The organism is Halopseudomonas sp., from assembly GCF_036960865.1.
Lineage (GTDB): Bacteria > Pseudomonadota > Gammaproteobacteria > Pseudomonadales > Pseudomonadaceae > Halopseudomonas.
The window spans coordinates 314,975-332,127 of sequence record NZ_JBALWE010000002.1 but is presented as its reverse complement, the minus strand read 5'-3'; the positions used below and the strand labels follow the sequence as shown (position 1 = coordinate 332,127).

General features: G+C 56.8%; 12 protein-coding genes and 3 tRNA genes. 1 reads left to right on the top strand and 14 read right to left on the bottom strand.

The window, feature by feature from the left end; all coding sequences use genetic code 11:
- Window positions 1–34: 34 nt before the first annotated feature.
- From clpX to V7747_RS03975, 8 genes are all read right to left on the bottom strand, one after another.
- The gene (clpX, locus tag V7747_RS04010) at window positions 35–1,318 is read right to left on the bottom strand and encodes an ATP-dependent Clp protease ATP-binding subunit ClpX (RefSeq protein ID WP_335614758.1); all 1,284 of its coding nucleotides are present in this window, start codon (window positions 1,316–1,318) and stop codon (window positions 35–37) included.
- A gap of 174 nt (window positions 1,319–1,492) precedes the next feature.
- Window positions 1,493–2,134, bottom strand: a complete 642-nt coding sequence (clpP, locus tag V7747_RS04005; protein ID WP_092284202.1) for an ATP-dependent Clp endopeptidase proteolytic subunit ClpP — start codon at window positions 2,132–2,134, stop codon at window positions 1,493–1,495.
- A gap of 88 nt (window positions 2,135–2,222) precedes the next feature.
- Window positions 2,223–3,569, bottom strand: a complete 1,347-nt coding sequence (gene tig, locus V7747_RS04000; RefSeq protein ID WP_335614757.1) for a trigger factor — start codon at window positions 3,567–3,569, stop codon at window positions 2,223–2,225.
- Window positions 3,570–3,688: 119 nt separating this feature from the next.
- Window positions 3,689–6,505: an EAL domain-containing protein gene (locus V7747_RS03995; protein ID WP_335614756.1), complete on the bottom strand. Its 2,817-nt coding sequence runs from the start codon at window positions 6,503–6,505 to the stop codon at window positions 3,689–3,691.
- An 8-nt stretch (window positions 6,506–6,513) separates the two neighbouring features.
- Window positions 6,514–6,966, bottom strand: a complete 453-nt coding sequence (locus V7747_RS03990) for a prepilin-type N-terminal cleavage/methylation domain-containing protein (RefSeq protein ID WP_335614755.1) — start codon at window positions 6,964–6,966, stop codon at window positions 6,514–6,516.
- A gap of 370 nt (window positions 6,967–7,336) precedes the next feature.
- A tRNA-Leu gene (locus V7747_RS03985) sits at window positions 7,337–7,421 on the bottom strand.
- Between the two features lie 53 nt (window positions 7,422–7,474).
- Window positions 7,475–7,550, bottom strand: a tRNA-His gene (locus V7747_RS03980).
- Window positions 7,551–7,593: 43 nt separating this feature from the next.
- Window positions 7,594–7,670, bottom strand: a tRNA-Arg gene (locus V7747_RS03975).
- A gap of 324 nt (window positions 7,671–7,994) precedes the next feature.
- Between V7747_RS03975 and folD the strand changes: the two genes are divergently transcribed.
- Window positions 7,995–8,849, top strand: coding sequence for a bifunctional methylenetetrahydrofolate dehydrogenase/methenyltetrahydrofolate cyclohydrolase FolD (folD, locus tag V7747_RS03970; protein ID WP_335614754.1), 855 nt, complete (start codon window positions 7,995–7,997; stop codon window positions 8,847–8,849).
- Between the two features lie 51 nt (window positions 8,850–8,900).
- On the opposite strand, the gene V7747_RS03965 is transcribed toward folD, so the two are convergent.
- The 6 genes from V7747_RS03965 to V7747_RS03940 all read right to left on the bottom strand — a co-directional run bounded on the left by V7747_RS03965 (window position 8,901) and on the right by V7747_RS03940 (window position 16,889).
- Window positions 8,901–9,689, bottom strand: a complete 789-nt coding sequence (locus V7747_RS03965; protein ID WP_335614753.1) for an SDR family oxidoreductase — start codon at window positions 9,687–9,689, stop codon at window positions 8,901–8,903.
- 185 nt (window positions 9,690–9,874) lie between these two features.
- On the bottom strand, window positions 9,875–11,062 hold the full coding sequence (gene prpF, locus V7747_RS03960; RefSeq protein ID WP_335614752.1) for a 2-methylaconitate cis-trans isomerase PrpF: 1,188 nt from the start codon (window positions 11,060–11,062) through the stop codon (window positions 9,875–9,877).
- A 384-nt stretch (window positions 11,063–11,446) separates the two neighbouring features.
- Window positions 11,447–14,038 carry a Fe/S-dependent 2-methylisocitrate dehydratase AcnD gene (acnD, locus tag V7747_RS03955; protein ID WP_335614751.1) on the bottom strand — a complete coding sequence of 864 codons (2,592 nt, stop codon included), beginning with the start codon at window positions 14,036–14,038 and terminating at the stop codon, window positions 11,447–11,449.
- Entirely contained in the window at window positions 14,038–15,201 is a 1,164-nt protein-coding gene (prpC, locus tag V7747_RS03950) for a bifunctional 2-methylcitrate synthase/citrate synthase (RefSeq protein ID WP_335614750.1), read from the bottom strand. Before prpC ends, acnD begins: the two co-directional genes overlap by 1 nt.
- A gap of 96 nt (window positions 15,202–15,297) precedes the next feature.
- Complete coding sequence (gene prpB, locus V7747_RS03945; protein ID WP_335614749.1) at window positions 15,298–16,182, bottom strand: methylisocitrate lyase; 885 nt, start codon at window positions 16,180–16,182, stop codon at window positions 15,298–15,300.
- The gene (locus V7747_RS03940; protein ID WP_442909175.1) at window positions 16,182–16,889 is read right to left on the bottom strand and encodes a GntR family transcriptional regulator; all 708 of its coding nucleotides are present in this window, start codon (window positions 16,887–16,889) and stop codon (window positions 16,182–16,184) included. The genes prpB and V7747_RS03940 overlap by 1 nt, the downstream gene beginning before the upstream one ends.
- Between the last annotated feature and the right edge of the window lie 264 nt (window positions 16,890–17,153).

The window sequence follows — 17,153 nt, the reverse complement described above, 5'->3', positions numbered from 1 at the left end:
CGCCAAAGTGGCGGCGCAATCAACAGCTTGCAGATCAATCCTCAGGCATTGCCTTCGGTGGCTGCTCCGGCGTTTCGTAAATCAGCAATGGTTTGGCCTCACCACTGATCACGTTTTCGTCGATTACCACCTTGCTGACATGCTCGGCTGATGGAATCTCATACATGGTTTCCAGCAGCACGCTTTCCAGGATGGAGCGCAGGCCACGGGCCCCGGTCTTGCGTTCCAGCGCACGGGACGAAATCGCCTTGAGTGCGTCGGTGCGAAACTCCAGCTCCACCCCTTCCATGTCGAACAAACGCGCGTATTGCTTGGTCAGCGCGTTCTTCGGCTCGGTCAGAATCTGAATCAGCGCGTCCTCGTCCAGCTCATTGAGGGTGGCGATGACCGGCAGACGGCCAACAAACTCGGGGATCAGGCCAAAACGCACCAGATCATCCGGCTCGACATCCTTCAAGGTGTCGCCCACCTTCTTGCCACCGTCCTTGCTGCGCACAGTGGCGTTGAAACCAATGCCGCTACGCTCGGAGCGATCACGGATAACCTTCTCAAGACCCGCAAAAGCGCCACCACAAATAAACAGGATGTTGCGTGTATCCACCTGCAGAAACTCCTGCTGGGGATGCTTGCGGCCACCCTGTGGCGGAACCGAGGCTACCGTGCCTTCGATCAGCTTCAACAGCGCCTGCTGCACACCTTCCCCCGACACGTCACGGGTGATGGAGGGGTTGTCCGACTTGCGTGAAATCTTGTCGATCTCGTCGATGTAGACGATACCCATCTGGGCCTTCTCTACGTCGTAGTCGCACTTCTGCAGCAATTTCTGAATAATGTTCTCTACGTCTTCACCCACATAACCCGCTTCGGTGAGCGTAGTCGCATCGGCAATGGTAAAGGGTACATTGAGCAAACGGGCCAAGGTTTCTGCCAGCAGGGTCTTGCCCGAACCAGTAGGACCAATCAGCAAAATGTTACTCTTGCCCAGCTCGACTTCATCCTTACCCTGACGCTGGTTCAACCGCTTGTAGTGGTTGTACACCGCAACAGACAGTACTTTCTTGGCACGCTGCTGACCAATAACGTACTGATCCAGAATGGAACAGATTTCAACCGGCGTTGGCAGCTTCTGATTGCTGTTTTCCGCCTGGCTTTCCTGCACTTCTTCACGAATGATGTCGTTGCAAAGATCAACGCACTCATCGCAGATAAACACGGAGGGGCCGGCAATCAGCTTGCGCACTTCATGCTGGCTCTTGCCGCAGAAGGAGCAATACAGCAACTTGCCGTTGTCGTCACCCTTCCCAGTCATATCGGTCATCGAAAACCCCTACTCTTGAATCGCTCTTGAATACAAAGATGGGGGCAATGTGCCCACTTTGCAAGTGCGACCCGATCAACATGCACCAGACAATCCCCACTGCAGGCCACGCGCTTGCGCGGCGGCCGGCAGCATCATCAGGAGATTCGGGGGTTGTTGGCGTGAAACAAATAGTTACTCAGCGCTTGGACGCGATTCGAGCATCTGGTCGATCAGACCGTACTCTACCGCCTCGGAGCCGCTCATGAAGCGGTCACGGTCGGTATCACGTTCGATCACATCAAGCGGCTGCCCCGTGTGGTCAGCTAGCACCTTGTTCAGGCGCTCACGGATGAACAGAATCTCGCGCGCGTGAATCTCGATGTCCGAGGCTTGCCCCTGAAAGCCGCCCAGGGGCTGGTGGATCATCATGCGCGCATGCGGCAGGCAGTAGCGTTTGCCCGGCGCACCGCCAGCCAGCAACAGAGCACCCATGCTGCAGGCCTGGCCAATACACAGCGTGCTGACGTTTGGCTTGATGAATTGCATGGTGTCGTAGATCGCCATGCCAGCGGTGACTGAGCCGCCAGGCGAGTTGATATACAGGTGAATGTCCTTGTCCGGATTTTCCGACTCAAGGAACAACAGCTGCGCTACGACCAGGTTCGCCATGTAGTCTTCTACCTGACCCACAAGGAAGATGACCCGCTCTTTCAGCAGCCGGGAATAGATGTCGTAGGAGCGCTCACCACGGGCGGATTGTTCGATAACCATTGGTACCAGACCGCCGGCGGCCTGCACGTCCGGTGGAAACTGCGTAAAGCTGTTATGGGTCATGGATTCCTGTCACTCCAAATATGCATGTCGCGAAAACACGAGAGCCAGCCCGAAGGCTGGCTCTCGTTAGCGAAAAACGGCAACGAGATTACTCGTCTGCGCTGTTCTCTTCCGCTTCGCCGGCTTCAACCTGTGCAGGCTGCGCAGGCTTAACGGCTTCTTCGTAAGCTACCTTCTTGTCGGTAACCTGCGCCTTCTGCAGCACAGTATCCACCACTTGTTCTTCCAGCACAACCGACTGGATCTCGCCCAGTTGCTGCTCATTCTGGTAGTACCAGTTGATAACCTGCTCAGGCTCCTGATACGCCGCAGCCAGCTCTTCGATCATGGCACGAACGCGATCGTTGTCCGGCTTGATATCGTTCTGCTTGACCACTTCGGCAACAACCAGACCTAGGCTAACGCGACGCTTGGCCTGCTCTTCGAACAGCTCAGCCGGCAGCTGGCTAGCTTGAATGTTGGCACCGCCAAACTGCTGAACAGCCTGCTCGCGCAGACGGTCGATTTCATTGGCGACCAGCGCCTTGGGAACGTCAACGGTGTTAATTTCCAGCAGACCGTCCATTACCTGAGCCTTGACCTTGGTCTTGATCGCTTGCTTCAGCTCGCGCTCCATGTTCTTGCGAACTTCGGCGCGGAAACCTTCGATACCACCTTCGGTGACACCAAACTGAGCGAAGAACTCCTCATCCAGCGCCGGCAGTGCAGGCTCTGCAACAGCTTGCACAGTGACGTCGAACTCGGCGGCCTTGCCGGCCAGATCCAGGTTCTGATAATCCTCGGGGAAGGTCACGTTGAGCGTCACGTTGTCGCCCGCTTTCGCGCCGACCAGACCTTCTTCAAAGCCCGGAATCATACGGCCAGAGCCCAGTACGATGTTGCTGCCATTGGCAGTACCACCCTGGAAGGCTTCACCGTCAACCTTGCCAACGAAATCGATAGTCAGTTGATCGTCATTTTGTGCGGCGCGCTCGACCGCTTCAAAGCGAGTGTTTTGCTTGCGCAGGGTTTCCAGCATGGTATCCAGATCGGCATCGGTCACTTCGGACTCAAGACGCTCAACGCTGATACCGGCAAAGTCGGCCAGCGCGACTTCCGGGTAGACTTCGAAGGTCGCGATGTACTCGAAATCCTTGCCCTCTTCCATGCTCTTGGGCTCAACACTCGGCGCACCGGCCGGGTTCAACTTTTCCTGCATGATGGCTTCATAGAAAGAAGACTGGATCACTTCACCGATCACTTCCTGATGAGCAGAAGCGCCAAAGCGCTTGCGGATAACGCTCATCGGTACCTTACCAGGACGGAAACCATCTACGCGGGCGCGCTGCGCGGTCTGCTGCAAACGCTTTTTGACCTCGTTTTCAATACGATCGGCAGGGATGCCAACGGTCATGCGGCGCTCGAGGCCGGAGGTGGTTTCAACCGAAACTTGCATGGAGAGTCCTCGTTGAACGATCAAATTAAATTAGTGATTTAGTAAAAGCCGGGTAGTCTAATCGCTTAAGCAATAGAAGTCATCACCAGCTTGGCAAGTGCGCAAGAACCTGATTTTTATCAAACCTGACGGGCCTGCAAAAGCTCTTCGAACTCAAGGATAGGCATCGGCCGATGGAATAAGTAGCCTTGAAAAACCTCACACCCCTTATCCAGCAACCAGTCGAGCTCGGCGACCGTTTCCACTCCTTCGGCAATACAAAACAGATCTAGCTGGCTGGCCAACTGGAGGATCACCTCGACAATGGCAGCATCTCGCGCGGACAGCGTTATGTCTCGTACAAAGCTCTGATCAATTTTGAGCTTATCAATAGGCATTTTTTTCAAATAGCCTAGAGAGCAATATCCGGTACCAAAATCATCCAGGGCGAGTCTTACACCCATTTCGCGCAACTCAAACAACACCTGCTGCGCATGTACCAGGTTATCGATAAGAGCCCCTTCAGTGATTTCCAGCTCGATCCTGTCTGGCGTAAGGTCGTAACTTGCAAGCGTAGCGGCCACCAATTCAACGAAAAGCGGATTCTGAAACTGTGCGGCAGAGATATTAATTGCAAGCCGGACAGGTTCGATCCCCGCATCCAGCCATCGACGAATCTGCTGGCAAGCCGCGCGCAGAACCCAGCTATCTATCTCTGCGATCAAAAGAGATTCCTCTGCGATCGGAATGAAAATGCCGGGGGAAATCCAATTACGGACCGGGTGATTCCATCGCAGCAACACCTCTGCGCCCAACATGCGTTTCGAATCCGCGTCGACTTGAGGCTGGAAATATAGCAAGAACTGATCATTCTCCAGCGCTTTGCGCATGTCGTTGTCTAATTCCATACGCTCCTGAGAGGCACTTAGCATTCTCTCAGCAAAAAACAAAAACCCATTACCTCCGTTATGCTTGGCTTGATACATAGCCGTATCAGCCTGCTTCATGAGGTCATCGATAGTCTGGCCGTTATCCGGAAAAACAGACGCACCAACGCTTAAGGTGCTACGAAGATCATGCCTCCCTACACGCACCGGCTTCGGTATTTGCTCCAAAATACGATTGACCACCGACGTAACTTCACGGGCCAGGTTTACTTGAGCAGGTATATCGGCAATAACTACCGTAAACTCATCGCCACCCAAGCGAAAAACGTCGCAACCACCACCAACGCATTCTCGAATTCTCTCAGCGACCGCCTGAAGATAAAGATCGCCAGCAGCGTGCCCGATGGAGTCATTAATCAGCTTAAACCTGTCCAGATCAATCAGCAGCAGCGCAACCCGAGTATTCTTTGTTCGCGAGCGTGCGAAAGCGCCGTTTAAGTTCGCTTTGAGCGCAGCTCGATTAGGCAGACCCGTAAGATCATCAAAATGTGCCTGGTGATATAAATCTGCCTGCCAGCGAGCCCTGGTCAAAACAACCGACAAACGCCCTATCACCTGAACAGCCTTAGTAGCCTCCATCTCATCCGCCTCGTCACCTTCCCAAGCGCCTACCAACACAAAGCCTTGGGGCGAACCTGAAATAGGAAGAGGTAAAAGCAGCCATGAACCACAAACGAGACTCTCTGGAATTAGCGGCAGCCAATGGGGCGGTTTGGCCAAAAATACATACGGCAATGACTTCAGCTCTCCCTGGGCCAACTCCAGCGGCTCAAGGGCGCTTGCAATAAAGGAATCTTCGATTTCAGATCCGCGGCCAACCACACTCACCTTGAGCTGTTTTTTTTCCTTCACTGCTACCAAGAGCAACCGACAGCCCAGAAAGTCTCTTGCCCGCAGCAGGACTTCGTTAACCACACTCATGGAGTCTTTGGAAGAAAGAATAAGTCTATCCAGCGCCATGAGCGACTCACGCTGCTCAAACTGTCGAGCAAGTGTTCCGGTCATACCGTTAAATGCAAGCGCCAGCTCTTCGAACTCGTCTCCACTTGAAATATCAACCTGCTGATGCAGCTCCCCCTGCGATACTTGGAGAGTCGCATCTCGAAGCGTTTGCAGCGGCTTCAGCACACGACGAAGGTGCCCGATACTAAACATCAACGCCATCAAAACTGACGCCAACACAATGATAACCAGGGTATTCTGAAAATTGCCGCTGGTTGTAAACAGCGTCTGCTCAGGCTGACTAAGAACTACAGCCCAGTTATCTTCCAAGCCTAAGTTACGCAAAAAAACTTCCCAGTAGACCGCGCGCATTGGCTCAGCCTCCCGCTCCCACTCGAAGACACCCAGCGATGAGTTGCCATGTGCCGCGGAGAAAGCTGAGATAAAGCCCTGAGGCGGCTCCTCGCTGCAGAACAACACTGTACTGCTACCCGCCAAGATGCATACAGACTTATCATGCGGGAGTTGCTCACGGTCCCACAAATAGTCTGGATTCAAGCGTGCGATTAAATACTCACCACTTGCCAATCCAAGCGACACAAAAATTCCTTGTTTACCATCAAACCGCACCTGATGGAGACGCATTACGCCTGCCTTATAGGTGCCTGGAGCAAGTCTAAGCGTCTGCAAAAAACTGTCAGGGAACACCCTCTTGACATCATCCGAGAAAAGCCAAACAGGACCACCGGCAGCTCCTGCGCTAACAAGCTGCGCAACTGCGCCTGAGTTCGCCAGATAAGTTGAGTCTCCTGGAGAGTTCGATCTATTCTGCGCTTGGGCTAACCGAGGTAATTCATCACCAATACGCTGCAGGCGCTCAAAAATATTCAAGCCTATGAACTTAGCGTCTTGCTGCAACTCTTTTTTATGCTGATCAGCCATATAGCCTGTGAGCTGGAAAAAGGTTACCGACACCAATAGAAGAGCAGGGAAAGTGACTGCGAGAAAAAAAAATAAAAATAATCGGCGAGCTATCGGACTATGAAAGGTACGGATGTCTATCGCCATGCTAGTCCTTAATACCCTGACACAGGACCGATATAACCGCCATCGTTGGCACGAACAATATCATCCCTTGACGCACGAGCGGTGAAAGGTGCGCTAGAGCGTCCATCCCTACCCATACTGTAAAGATCATAATCAGAATTGACTGGCACCAAGCTTTTATCCTTGCGCATTTTCCCTTTTCCCTTTAACCCAGCGAAGCTAAGGTACTGATATGGATTCTCCCAAGGATCGAGAAGAGGCGCGCCCCGCAGCTGCGCCAGGCTTTCGGGGAGCTGGCCGTTAACCGCCAAAAACCTCTCTATTGCAGCTGATATGCTAGTAATGTCACTCATAGCTGTAGCCACCTTCCCCCGCTCGACATACTCACTATAATTCGGGTAGGCAATCGCGACGATCAACCCCAAAACGGCGACCGAGATCATCAGCTCGGCAAGCGTAAAGCCTCTATTCCAAATTTTCATAGCGCTGCAACACCTCGTCTGCGCAAAACAAGCAGCGGAACATCAAAATGACATCACAACTATTGAAGATAGTACTGCTCCATAGCCTTGAGCAACAAACTAAGCAAGTGACTAGGGAAGCCGATATAGCTTTACGACAACCACATAGCATTTGAAGAGTAGCAGCGGCTCGAGAAATACCGAAGATTTAAAAAGGCGAGCATCTCTAACACGGCAACAGCGCCGAGCACTAAAAACGCAAAAAGCCGCGCTTAGCAGCCAGTGGACGGCTGTTTGGGAGCGGCTTCTTGCGATCTCCGGCACTGACTTGACATCATTCAAGCCGGCCTGCTGACACGTTACCAGCACCCCATGGAGTAGCTGATTTAGATGGTGCGGACGGGGAGACTCGAACTCCCACACCTCGCGGCGCCAGAACCTAAATCTGGTGTGTCTACCAATTTCACCACGTCCGCATAACACTGGAACAAAAATGCCAGACCGGCAGCCTGGCATTCTCGAAGAATAATGGGGTGGACGATGGGGATCGAACCCACGACAACAGGAGTCACAATCCTGTGCTCTACCAACTGAGCTACGCCCACCACTACTCACTTCACTGCAACACTACTCCACACCTTCGCGCAATGGCGCACCCGGCAGGACTCGAACCTGCGACCATCCGCTTAGAAGGCGGATGCTCTATCCAGCTGAGCTACGGGCGCCTGTTGCACATACTAGATGATGAAGCATCATCGGCATGTCCGATTGATCTTTTGTGACGATCATTCGGGGGAGCCTGGTCGCCTTCCAAACCGGTATCGCTGTGTTTGTGAAGCGGGGCGAATAATACTGAGAGCACTGCTCCACGTCAACGCCGGAAGCTGATTTTTTTTAATCAGAAGAGGAGCTTAACGCTTATCAGCTCAGCATTCGCGCAAACGCTGCTGGGCATTTACTGCAATTGCACGACGGAATCGTGATCGCCCTTTTGCCTGCAGCCCCCGCCGTGCGACAATGCCGCCAATTTTATCTGCGTCAGGAACCCCATGAACGCCCAGCTCATTGATGGCAAGCAGATTGCTGCCAACCTCCGCAAGGACATCGCCACCAAAGTAGCCGAACGCCGGGACAGCGGACTGCGCCTGCCGGGTCTGGCCGTCATTCTGGTCGGCAGTGATCCGGCCTCCCAGGTCTACGTTTCCCACAAGCGCAAAGACTGCGAAGAAGTCGGCTTTATCTCGCGCTCGCATGATTTGCCTGCCAGCACCCAGCAGAATGAGCTGCTGGACCTGATCGACGCGCTGAACGAAGATCCGGAGATTGACGGCATTCTGGTGCAACTACCGCTGCCCGCGCACCTCGAAGCATCACAACTGCTGGAGCGTATTCGCCCCGACAAGGATGTGGATGGCTTTCATCCCTACAACATCGGCCGCCTGGCCCAGCGGATGCCACTACTGCGCCCCTGCACACCCATGGGCATCATTCGCCTGCTGAAAAGCACCGGCGTAGACCTGTACGGGCTGGATGCCACGGTTGTGGGCGCCTCCAACATTGTTGGCCGTCCGATGGCGCTGGAGCTGCTATTGGCTGGTTGCACCACCACGGTTACCCACCGCTTTACCAAGAGCCTCGAGGACCACGTGCGCCGCTCGGATCTGGTAGTGGTTGCCGCCGGCAAGCCGGGACTGGTGAAGGGTGAGTGGATCAAGCCGGGCGCCATCGTGGTGGATGTGGGCATCAACCGCATGGAAGACGGTCGCCTGGTTGGTGACGTGGAGTTTACCGCCGCAGCCGAGCGCGCCAGCTGGATTACGCCGGTACCCGGCGGTGTTGGCCCGATGACCCGCGCCTGCCTGCTTGAAAACACATTGCACGCCTGCGTTCATCTGCACGACTGATTCTGAGCCTGGCAAACTGAAACGCCCAGCCATCGCGCTGGGCGTTTTGCGTTACAGGTTACCGGTCTTGCCGCCATCGACCGGCAGGTTGATTCCGGTGATGTAGGCTGCAGCGGGCGATGCGAGAAAGCCTACCGCATTGGCAAACTCTTCCGGCTCGGCAAAGCGTTGCGCCGGGATGCTGGCCGCCATTGCCTGGGTAACCTGCTCTACGCTCTTGCCACTGGCTTTCGCGCTATGCTCAATCAGGCTGTCCAGACGCGGGGTGCGCGTCAGACCCGGCAGCACGTTATTGACAGTAATACCCTCTGCCGCCAGTTCTCCGGCTAGCGTCTTGGCCCAGTTACCCATGGCCGCGCGCACCGTATTGGAGACCCCCAGATTCGGGATCACCTGCTTGACCGAGGTAGAGAGTACGTTGAGGATGCGGCCATAACCCGCCGCGCGCATGCCGGGCAATAGCAGCTGTAGCAACACCTGCGCGCTGACCATGTGCTGCATAAAGGCATCGGCATAGGCTTGCGGGTCTGCCGTATTAGCTGGCCCCGGTGCCGGACCGCCGGTGTTGTTAACCCAGATGTGCAGATCACCGCCCTGCTCCAGCTCGTAACCGACCACCTCGGACAGCGTATCGCGATCATGCGCATCGACCGCCAGAAAACCGTGCTCCTGACCATGCTCTGCTGGCAGACGCGAGCAGAGAGCCTGCAGCTTGTCGGCAGAGCGCGCCAGCAGCACCACTTCAGCTCCCTGCAGCGCCAACTGCAACGCACAAGCCTCGCCCAACCCTTGGCTGGCACCGCATACCAGTGCCCGCTTGCCTGACAAGTCCAGATTCATAACGAATTCCCTATCGAGTGAGAAACAAAAACCCAGCCTAGCACGCTGCCAACACCGCGCCAGCGGACGCTGTCGCCTGAACGATGGACCATTCACCACGCCCATCAGCCTCAGCCAAGCGTTACCCACGACAAACACAAACAACCCGGCGCGCAGCCGGGTTGTGAAGACAACGCTGGGGCGGCCTAGAAGGAATCAGCCGGCACCCGCACCCAGCCTTCCATCAGGATACGTGCACTGCGACTCATGATGGCCTTGGTCACCTGCCATTCACCGGCCACCTGCTGCGCTTCGGCGCCTACCCGCAGCGCCCCTGAGGGGTGGCCGAAGGTCACCGCCGTGCGCTCGCCACCACCTGCGGCCAGGTTGACCAAAGTGCCCGGAATGGCCGCCGCAGTGCCGATGGCGACCGCGCAGGTGCCCATCATGGCGTGATGCAGCTTGCCCATGGACAGCGCGCGGACCAAAAGGTCGACATCGGCCGCGTTGATCGCCCTGCCACTGGATGCCTTGTAGCTCTTGGGCGCCGAGACGAAGGCGATCTTGGGCGTATGCTGTCGCTTGACGGCTTCTTCAGGCGTGCTGATCAATCCCATACGCAGCGCGCCTGCAATGCGAATCTGCTCGAAACGAGCAAGCTGCACCTGATCACTGTTGATGTCTTCGCGCAGCTCGGTGCCCTGATAGCCTATATCTTCGGCGTTGACGAACACCGTGGGGATGCCTGCGGTGATCATGGTCGCCTTGAGCGTACCCACGCCGGGCACCTCCAGTTCGTCGACCAGATTACCGGTGGGGAACATCGAGCCACCCTGCTCCCCCTCATCCGAGGGATCAAGAAACTCCAGCACGATTTCAGCCGCCGGGAAGGTCACACCATCCAGCTCGAAATCACCGGTTTCCTGTACCTGCCCGTTGGTGATCGGCACGTGAGCGATGATGGTTTTCTGGATATTGGCCTGCCAGATACGCACGACACATACTCCGTTTTCCGGAATGCGCGATTGATCCACCAGGCCGGCGTGGATGGCAAAGGCGCCAGCACCGGTTGAGAGGTTGCCGCAGTTGCCACTCCAGTCGACAAAGGCGCTGTCGATCGAAACTTGGCCGTAGAGATAGTCAACGTCGTGGTCCGGCTGGCTGCTGGCCGACAGAATCACACACTTGCTGGTGCTGGAGGTGGCGCCGCCCATGCCATCGATATGTGCGCTGTAGGAATCGGGGCTGCCGATCACGCGCATGAAGAGCTTGTCGCGGGACTGACCTGGAACCTGACAGGATTCGGGCAGATCTTGCAGGCGGAAGAAGACGCCTTTGCTGGTGCCGCCGCGCAGGTAGGTGGCGGGGATGCGGATCTGGGGGGCGGTGGACATTTGCTTACTCCTGAAACAGGTGGATATCGCTTCGATATGCTAGACCAGACGCCACCGAGCGCATGCTGCTGGGCATCTCGCAGGTGGCTGATTATTCATTTCGCCTTTATGGCGAGTTGGGGGAAATGCTTGCCCATTTCCCCCAACACCCCCTAGGACACCCCAACTACGCGGCCCTGCGGGTTCGCTGCGTTGCTCGGACTGCCGGGGCCCTGCGGAACTCGCTTCGCTCAGACAGTCCTCGGGCTTTATCCCGACAGTCCTGTGCTACTCGCCCGCGTAGACGGGGACTTGGGGTCCGTGCATAACATTTGAGCTCTTTGCTCGTTTACCTAGAACCAAACCTGGAATTTAAAAAAGCCCCGGCTTGACCGGGGCTTTTGTTTATACCGCTTCGGCCAACAGGTCCTTGGCGAATTTTTGCAGGATGCCGCCGCTGGAGTAGACCGAAAGCTCTTCGGCGGTGTCCAGGCGGCAGAGCACCGGTACGCGGTCGACCTTGCCGTTCTGATGGGTGATCACCAGGGTCAGCGGGGTGCGCGGTGCCGGGGTGCCTTCCACGTCGAAGATTTCCGTACCAGTCAGCCCCAGCGTCTTGCGTGTAGTACCCTCTTCAAACTGCAGCGGCATCACACCCATGCCGATCAGGTTGGTGCGGTGAATGCGCTCGAAGCCTTCGGCAACAATCACCTCGACCCCTGCCAGCGCCACGCCCTTGGCCGCCCAGTCACGGGATGAGCCCTGGCCATAGTCGGCACCGGCAATGATGATCAGCGGCTGCTTGCGCTCCATGTAGGTTTCAATCGCCTCCCACATGCGCATCACCTTGCCTTCAGGCTCGACCCGCGACAGCGAGCCCTGGATTGGTTTGCCCAGCTCGTCGGTGACCATCTCGTTCCACAGCTTGGGGTTAGCCAGGGTAGCGCGCTGCGCCGTAAGGTGATCGCCGCGGTGGGTGGCGTAGGAGTTGAAGTCCTCTTCCGGCAGACCCATCTTGTGCAAATACTCGCCGGCAGCGCTGTCCAGCAAAATGGCGTTGGAGGGCGACAGGTGATCGGTGGTGATGTTATCCGGCAGGATCGCCAGCGGTCGCATCCCCTTCATCGCACGCTGACCGGCCATATTGCCTTCCCAGTATGGCGGACGGCGAATATAGGTACTTTGCGGGCGCCAGTCATACAGCGGTGGCGTTTTTGCCTCGGTCTCGCGGGTGATATCGAACATCGGGATGTAGACCTCGCGGAACTGCGAGGGCTTGACCGCCGATTTTACGATAGCGTCGATCTCTTCATCCGCCGGCCAGATATCTTTCAGGGTAATAGGATTGCCCTGCTGGTCGTAGCCCAGCATGTCTTTCTCGATATCGAAACGGATGGTACCGGCAATCGCATAGGCCACTACCAGGGGCGGCGAAGCCAGGAATGCCTGCTTGGCATAGGGGTGAATGCGGCCGTCGAAATTGCGGTTACCCGAGAGCACTGCCGTGGCGTACAGATCGCGCTCGATCACTTCCTTCTGAATCACCGGGTCCAGCGCGCCAGACATGCCGTTGCAGGTAGTACAGGCAAAGGCCACCACATCAAAACCGAGCTGCTGCAGTTCGGGCAGAAGACCAGACTCTTCAAGATACATCTTCACGGTTTTCGAGCCCGGCGCCAGCGAGCTTTTCACCCAGGGCTTGCGGATCAGCCCCAGACGGTTGGCGTTGCGCGCCAGCAGACCCGCACCAATGATATTGCGTGGATTGGAGGTATTGGTGCAGCTGGTAATGGCGGCAATAATCACCGCGCCATCGGGCATCAAACCTTCTTCGCTTTCCCACGCCCGAGCGATGCCGCGATTGCCCAGCTCGGAGACCGGCAGCAAGGCATGCGGGTTGGAGGGGCCGGCCATGTTGCGGGTAACCGTGGACAGGTCAAAGCTCAGCACGCGCTCGTAGTCGACCTCCTGTAGGGTATCCGCCCAGAAACCTGCTTCCTTGGCATACTGCTCGACCAAGGCAACCTGCTCGTCTTCGCGACCAGTCAGCTTGAGGTATTCAATGGTCTGCTCGTCGATAAAGAACATGCCTGCGCTGGCGCCGTATTCTGGCGTCATGTTGGCAATGGTCGCGCGATCGCCCAGTGAGAGGCTGTTAGCGCCGTCACCGAAGAATTCCAGATAAGCCCCTACCACCCGCTCACGACGCAAAAACTCGGTCAGCGCCAGCACCAGATCGGTACCGGTGATACCCGGCTTCAGCTTGCCAGTCAGTTCTACGCCGACGATATCGGGCAGGCGCATCATGGACGGATTGCCGAGCATCACGTTCTCCGCTTCCAGCCCGCCCACGCCCACGGAGATCACGCCCAGGGCATCGACCATGGGGGTATGACTGTCAGTACCCACACAGGTATCGGGGAAGGCCACCCCGTCACGTACCTGCACCACCGGCGACATCTTTTCCAGGTTGATCTGGTGCATGATGCCGTTGCCCGGCGGAATAACATCCACGTTATCGAACGCGGTCTTGGTCCAGTTGATGAAATGAAAGCGATCTTCGTTGCGGCGGTCTTCTACCGCACGGTTTTTCTCGAAGGCGTTTTCCTCAAAACCGGGGTGCTCCACCGCCAGCGAATGATCGACGATCAGTTGGGTCGGCACTACCGGATTGACCTTGCTTGGATCACCGCCCTGCTCGGCGATGATATCGCGCAGCCCGGCCAGGTCGACCAGTGCGGTCTGCCCGAGGATGTCGTGACAGACCACGCGCGCCGGATACCAGGGGAAGTCCAGCGTGCGCTGACGCTCGATCAGCTGCTTGAGTGACGCCGTCAGGTCTTCCGGTGCGCAGCGGCGCACCAGCTGCTCGGCCAGCACACGCGAGGTGTAAGGCAGCTTGGCCCAGGCACCCGGCTTGATTGAGTCAACCGCTTCACGTGTATCAAAGTAGTCCAGCGCCGTGCCCGGCAATGATTTGCGGTATTGGCTGTTCATTACTTGCGATCCTTGAGCGGCACAAAGGCCACGTCTTCAGGGCCCACATAGTTGGCGCTGGGGCGAATGATCTTGCCGTCGATGCGCTGCTCGATAACGTGGCTGGACCAGCCGGCGGTGCGCGCAATCACAAACAGCGGCGTGAACATCGCAGTGGGAATACCCATCATGTGATAGCTCACCGCACTGAACCAGTCGAGGTTGGGGAACATTTTCTTGATTTCCCACATCACGCTTTCCAGGCGCTCGGCGATGTCGTACATCTTGGTATTGCTCTGCTCTGCCGAGAGCTCACGAGCCACATCCTTGATCACCTTGTTGCGCGGGTCAGAGACAGTGTAAACCGGGTGACCAAAGCCGATGACCACTTCCTTCTTCTCGACGCGGGCGCGGATGTCGGCTTCGGCCTCGTCCGGAGTGTCGTAGCGCTTCTGAATCTCGAAGGCCACCTCGTTGGCGCCGCCATGCTTGGGCCCGCGCAAGGCGCCGATGCCGCCAGCAATGCACGAGTGCATATCCGAACCCGTGCCGGCAATCACCCGACTGGTAAAGGTAGAGGCATTGAATTCGTGCTCCGCGTACAGAATCAGACTGGTGTGCATGGCACGCACCCAGGATTCGCGCGGCGCCTCACCGTGCAGCAGATGCAGGAAGTGGCCGCCAATGGAGTCGTCATCGGTTTCCACATCAATACGCTTGCCGTTGTGGCTGAAGTGGTACCAGTACAACAGCATGGAACCGAAAGAGGCCATCAGCTTGTCGGCAATGTCGCGGGCGCCAGGATGGTTGTGATCATCCTTCTCAGGCGATACACAGCCCAGCACAGACACACCGGTGCGCATTACGTCCATCGGGTGGGCAGACGGCGGCAATTGCTCGAGGGACGCCTTGAGTGCAGCCGGCAGGCCGCGCAGTGCGCGCAATTTGGCCTTGTAAGAAGCCAACTCCGCGACGGTCGGCAACTTGCCGTGCACCAGCAGATGGGCAATCTCTTCAAACTCGCAGGTGTTGGCGATATCCAGAATATCGTAGCCGCGGTAGTGCAGATCGTTGCCGCTACGGCCGACAGTGCACAGCGCAGTATTACCGGCGGCGGTGCCGCTCAGGGCAACGGATTTTTTCGGCTTGAAGGTTGGGTTCGGATTCTGGGGGGTGGCGCTCATTATCAGGTCTCCTCTCGGATCATTCTTGTCTTGTTGCGCAGGCTCTATCGCCTGCGCCTGCATAACAACGCCGCCACTGCAGCGCTGCCTGATGAATTACTTCTTGCCGGCGGCGAAGAGCGCGTCCAGCTTCTGCTCGAAATCGTGATAGCCAATACGATCGTAGAGCTCGGCGCGGGTTTGCATGCTGTCGACCACGGCTTTCTGGTGGCCTTCATTGCGGATGCTGGTGTACACATTCTCTGCTGCCTTGTTGGCGGCGCGGAACGCCGACAGCGGATACAGCTGAATGGCCACGCCAACCGAGGCCAGTTCCTCGCGGGTAAACAGCGGCGTGGCGCCAAACTCGGTGATGTTGGCCAGTACCGGCACACTCAGCTCCTTGACGAAGCGCTCGTAGGTCGGCAGATCGTTGGCGGCCTCGGCGAAGATGCCGTCGGCACCCGCCTCGACGTAGGCCTTGCAGCGCTCAATGGCGGCATCCACGCCTTCTGCCTGAATGGCGTCGGTACGCGCAATCAGGAAGAAATCGGGATCGGTCTTGGCATCCACGGCCGCCTTGATGCGATTTACCATCTCTTCGGTCGAGACGATCTCCTTACCGGGGCGGTGGCCACAGCGCTTGGCGCCGACCTGATCTTCAATATGCGCGGCGGCAGCGCCGGCCTTGATCAGGCTCTTGACCGTGCGCTCGATATTGAATGCGCTGGGGCCAAAGCCGGTGTCGATGTCCACCAGCAGTGGCAGATCGCAGACATCGGTAATACGGCGTACGTCGATCAACACGTCCTCCAGAGTATTGATACCCAGATCCGGCAAGCCGAGCGAGCCGGCAGCCACACCGCCACCCGACAGGTAAATGGCCTTAAAGCCGGCTCGCTTGGCCAGCAGCGCGTGGTTAGCATTGATCGCACCAATAACCTGCAGCGGACTTTCGGCAGCCAGTGCATCACGAAAACGTTTACCTGGGGTGTTCGACATCAGACTTTCCCTCCTGAGGAAGTGGTGGCCTCGCCCTGCTCCTGCAGACGACGCTCAATATTGCGACGTGAGGCACTGATATGGCGGCGCATCAGCATTTCCGCCAGCTCGCCATCGCGATCGGCAATGGCTTGAATAAGATTATGGTGCTCGGCAAAGGCCTGTTGCGGCCGTTTTGGCGTGGTAGAAAAACGGTAACGGTACATACGCACCAGGTGATACAGCTCATCGCAGAGCATATTGCTCAAGGTGCGATTCTTGCTGCCCTGCACGATCAGATAGTGAATATCCAGATCGCCTTCCTGCTGATAGTAGGATTTGTTTGCCTTCAAGCCGCTGTGCTGCTCGTGCATAGCCAGCACGTCACGCAGGCCCTGTATTTCCTCTTCGGTCATGTTCTGCGCCGCCAACCGGCAGGCCATACCTTCCAGCGCTTCGCGCACGTGGTACAGCTCGATCAGCTCGGCGTAGCTGAGCGACACCACACGTACGCCGGCATGCGGGATGCGCACCACCAGACGGCGACCTTCTAGGCGGCGAATCGCTTCGCGTAACGGGCCACGGCCGATACCAAAAGTGGTAGAGAGGTATTGTTCGCTGATACGCGTGCCAGGGGCGATATCGCCCTTGACGATAGCAGCCTGAATCTGGCGGAAAGCACCATCAGACAGGGTTTTGGTCGGTTCTTCCAGTTCGATATCAGCCAATTGTAGACAATCCATAATCGAGAATCGGAAAGTTCGCGAATTTTGCGCCCGTAATGCACTTATTGTCAACAATGCACAGACCGATTACTGGTCTATGCTGCTAATAGCTCAAGCTAATATGATCTGGGCAGGCCAAAATCATCTGATTGTCGACAATCCGTAGCCACCATAAGCGCATTGCCGGCTCCACAGAACCTGTACCAAGCCTCTACGAGGAGGCGCAGGGTCATGCTAAGATGCCGCCAGCGTGCCGAGCCTGCTGCC

What these genes read in the sequence shown, in the direction of transcription:
- acnD (WP_335614751.1), bottom strand. Translation starts at nt 14,038, where the DNA reads ATGAACAGCCAATACCGCAAATCATTGCCGGGCACGGCGCTGGACTAC.
- prpC (WP_335614750.1), bottom strand. Translation starts at nt 15,201, where the DNA reads ATGAGCGCCACCCCCCAGAATCCGAACCCAACCTTCAAGCCGAAAAAA.
- V7747_RS03995 (WP_335614756.1), bottom strand. Translation starts at nt 6,505, where the DNA reads ATGGCGATAGACATCCGTACCTTTCATAGTCCGATAGCTCGCCGATTA.
- prpF (WP_335614752.1), bottom strand. Translation starts at nt 11,062, where the DNA reads ATGTCCACCGCCCCCCAGATCCGCATCCCCGCCACCTACCTGCGCGGC.
- prpB (WP_335614749.1), bottom strand. Translation starts at nt 16,182, where the DNA reads ATGTCGAACACCCCAGGTAAACGTTTTCGTGATGCACTGGCTGCCGAA.
- V7747_RS03990 (WP_335614755.1), bottom strand. Translation starts at nt 6,966, where the DNA reads ATGAAAATTTGGAATAGAGGCTTTACGCTTGCCGAGCTGATGATCTCG.
- V7747_RS03965 (WP_335614753.1), bottom strand. Translation starts at nt 9,689, where the DNA reads ATGAATCTGGACTTGTCAGGCAAGCGGGCACTGGTATGCGGTGCCAGC.
- clpP (WP_092284202.1), bottom strand. Translation starts at nt 2,134, where the DNA reads ATGACCCATAACAGCTTTACGCAGTTTCCACCGGACGTGCAGGCCGCC.
- folD (WP_335614754.1), top strand. Translation starts at nt 7,995, where the DNA reads ATGAACGCCCAGCTCATTGATGGCAAGCAGATTGCTGCCAACCTCCGC.
- clpX (WP_335614758.1), bottom strand. Translation starts at nt 1,318, where the DNA reads ATGACCGATATGACTGGGAAGGGTGACGACAACGGCAAGTTGCTGTAT.
- tig (WP_335614757.1), bottom strand. Translation starts at nt 3,569, where the DNA reads ATGCAAGTTTCGGTTGAAACCACCTCCGGCCTCGAGCGCCGCATGACC.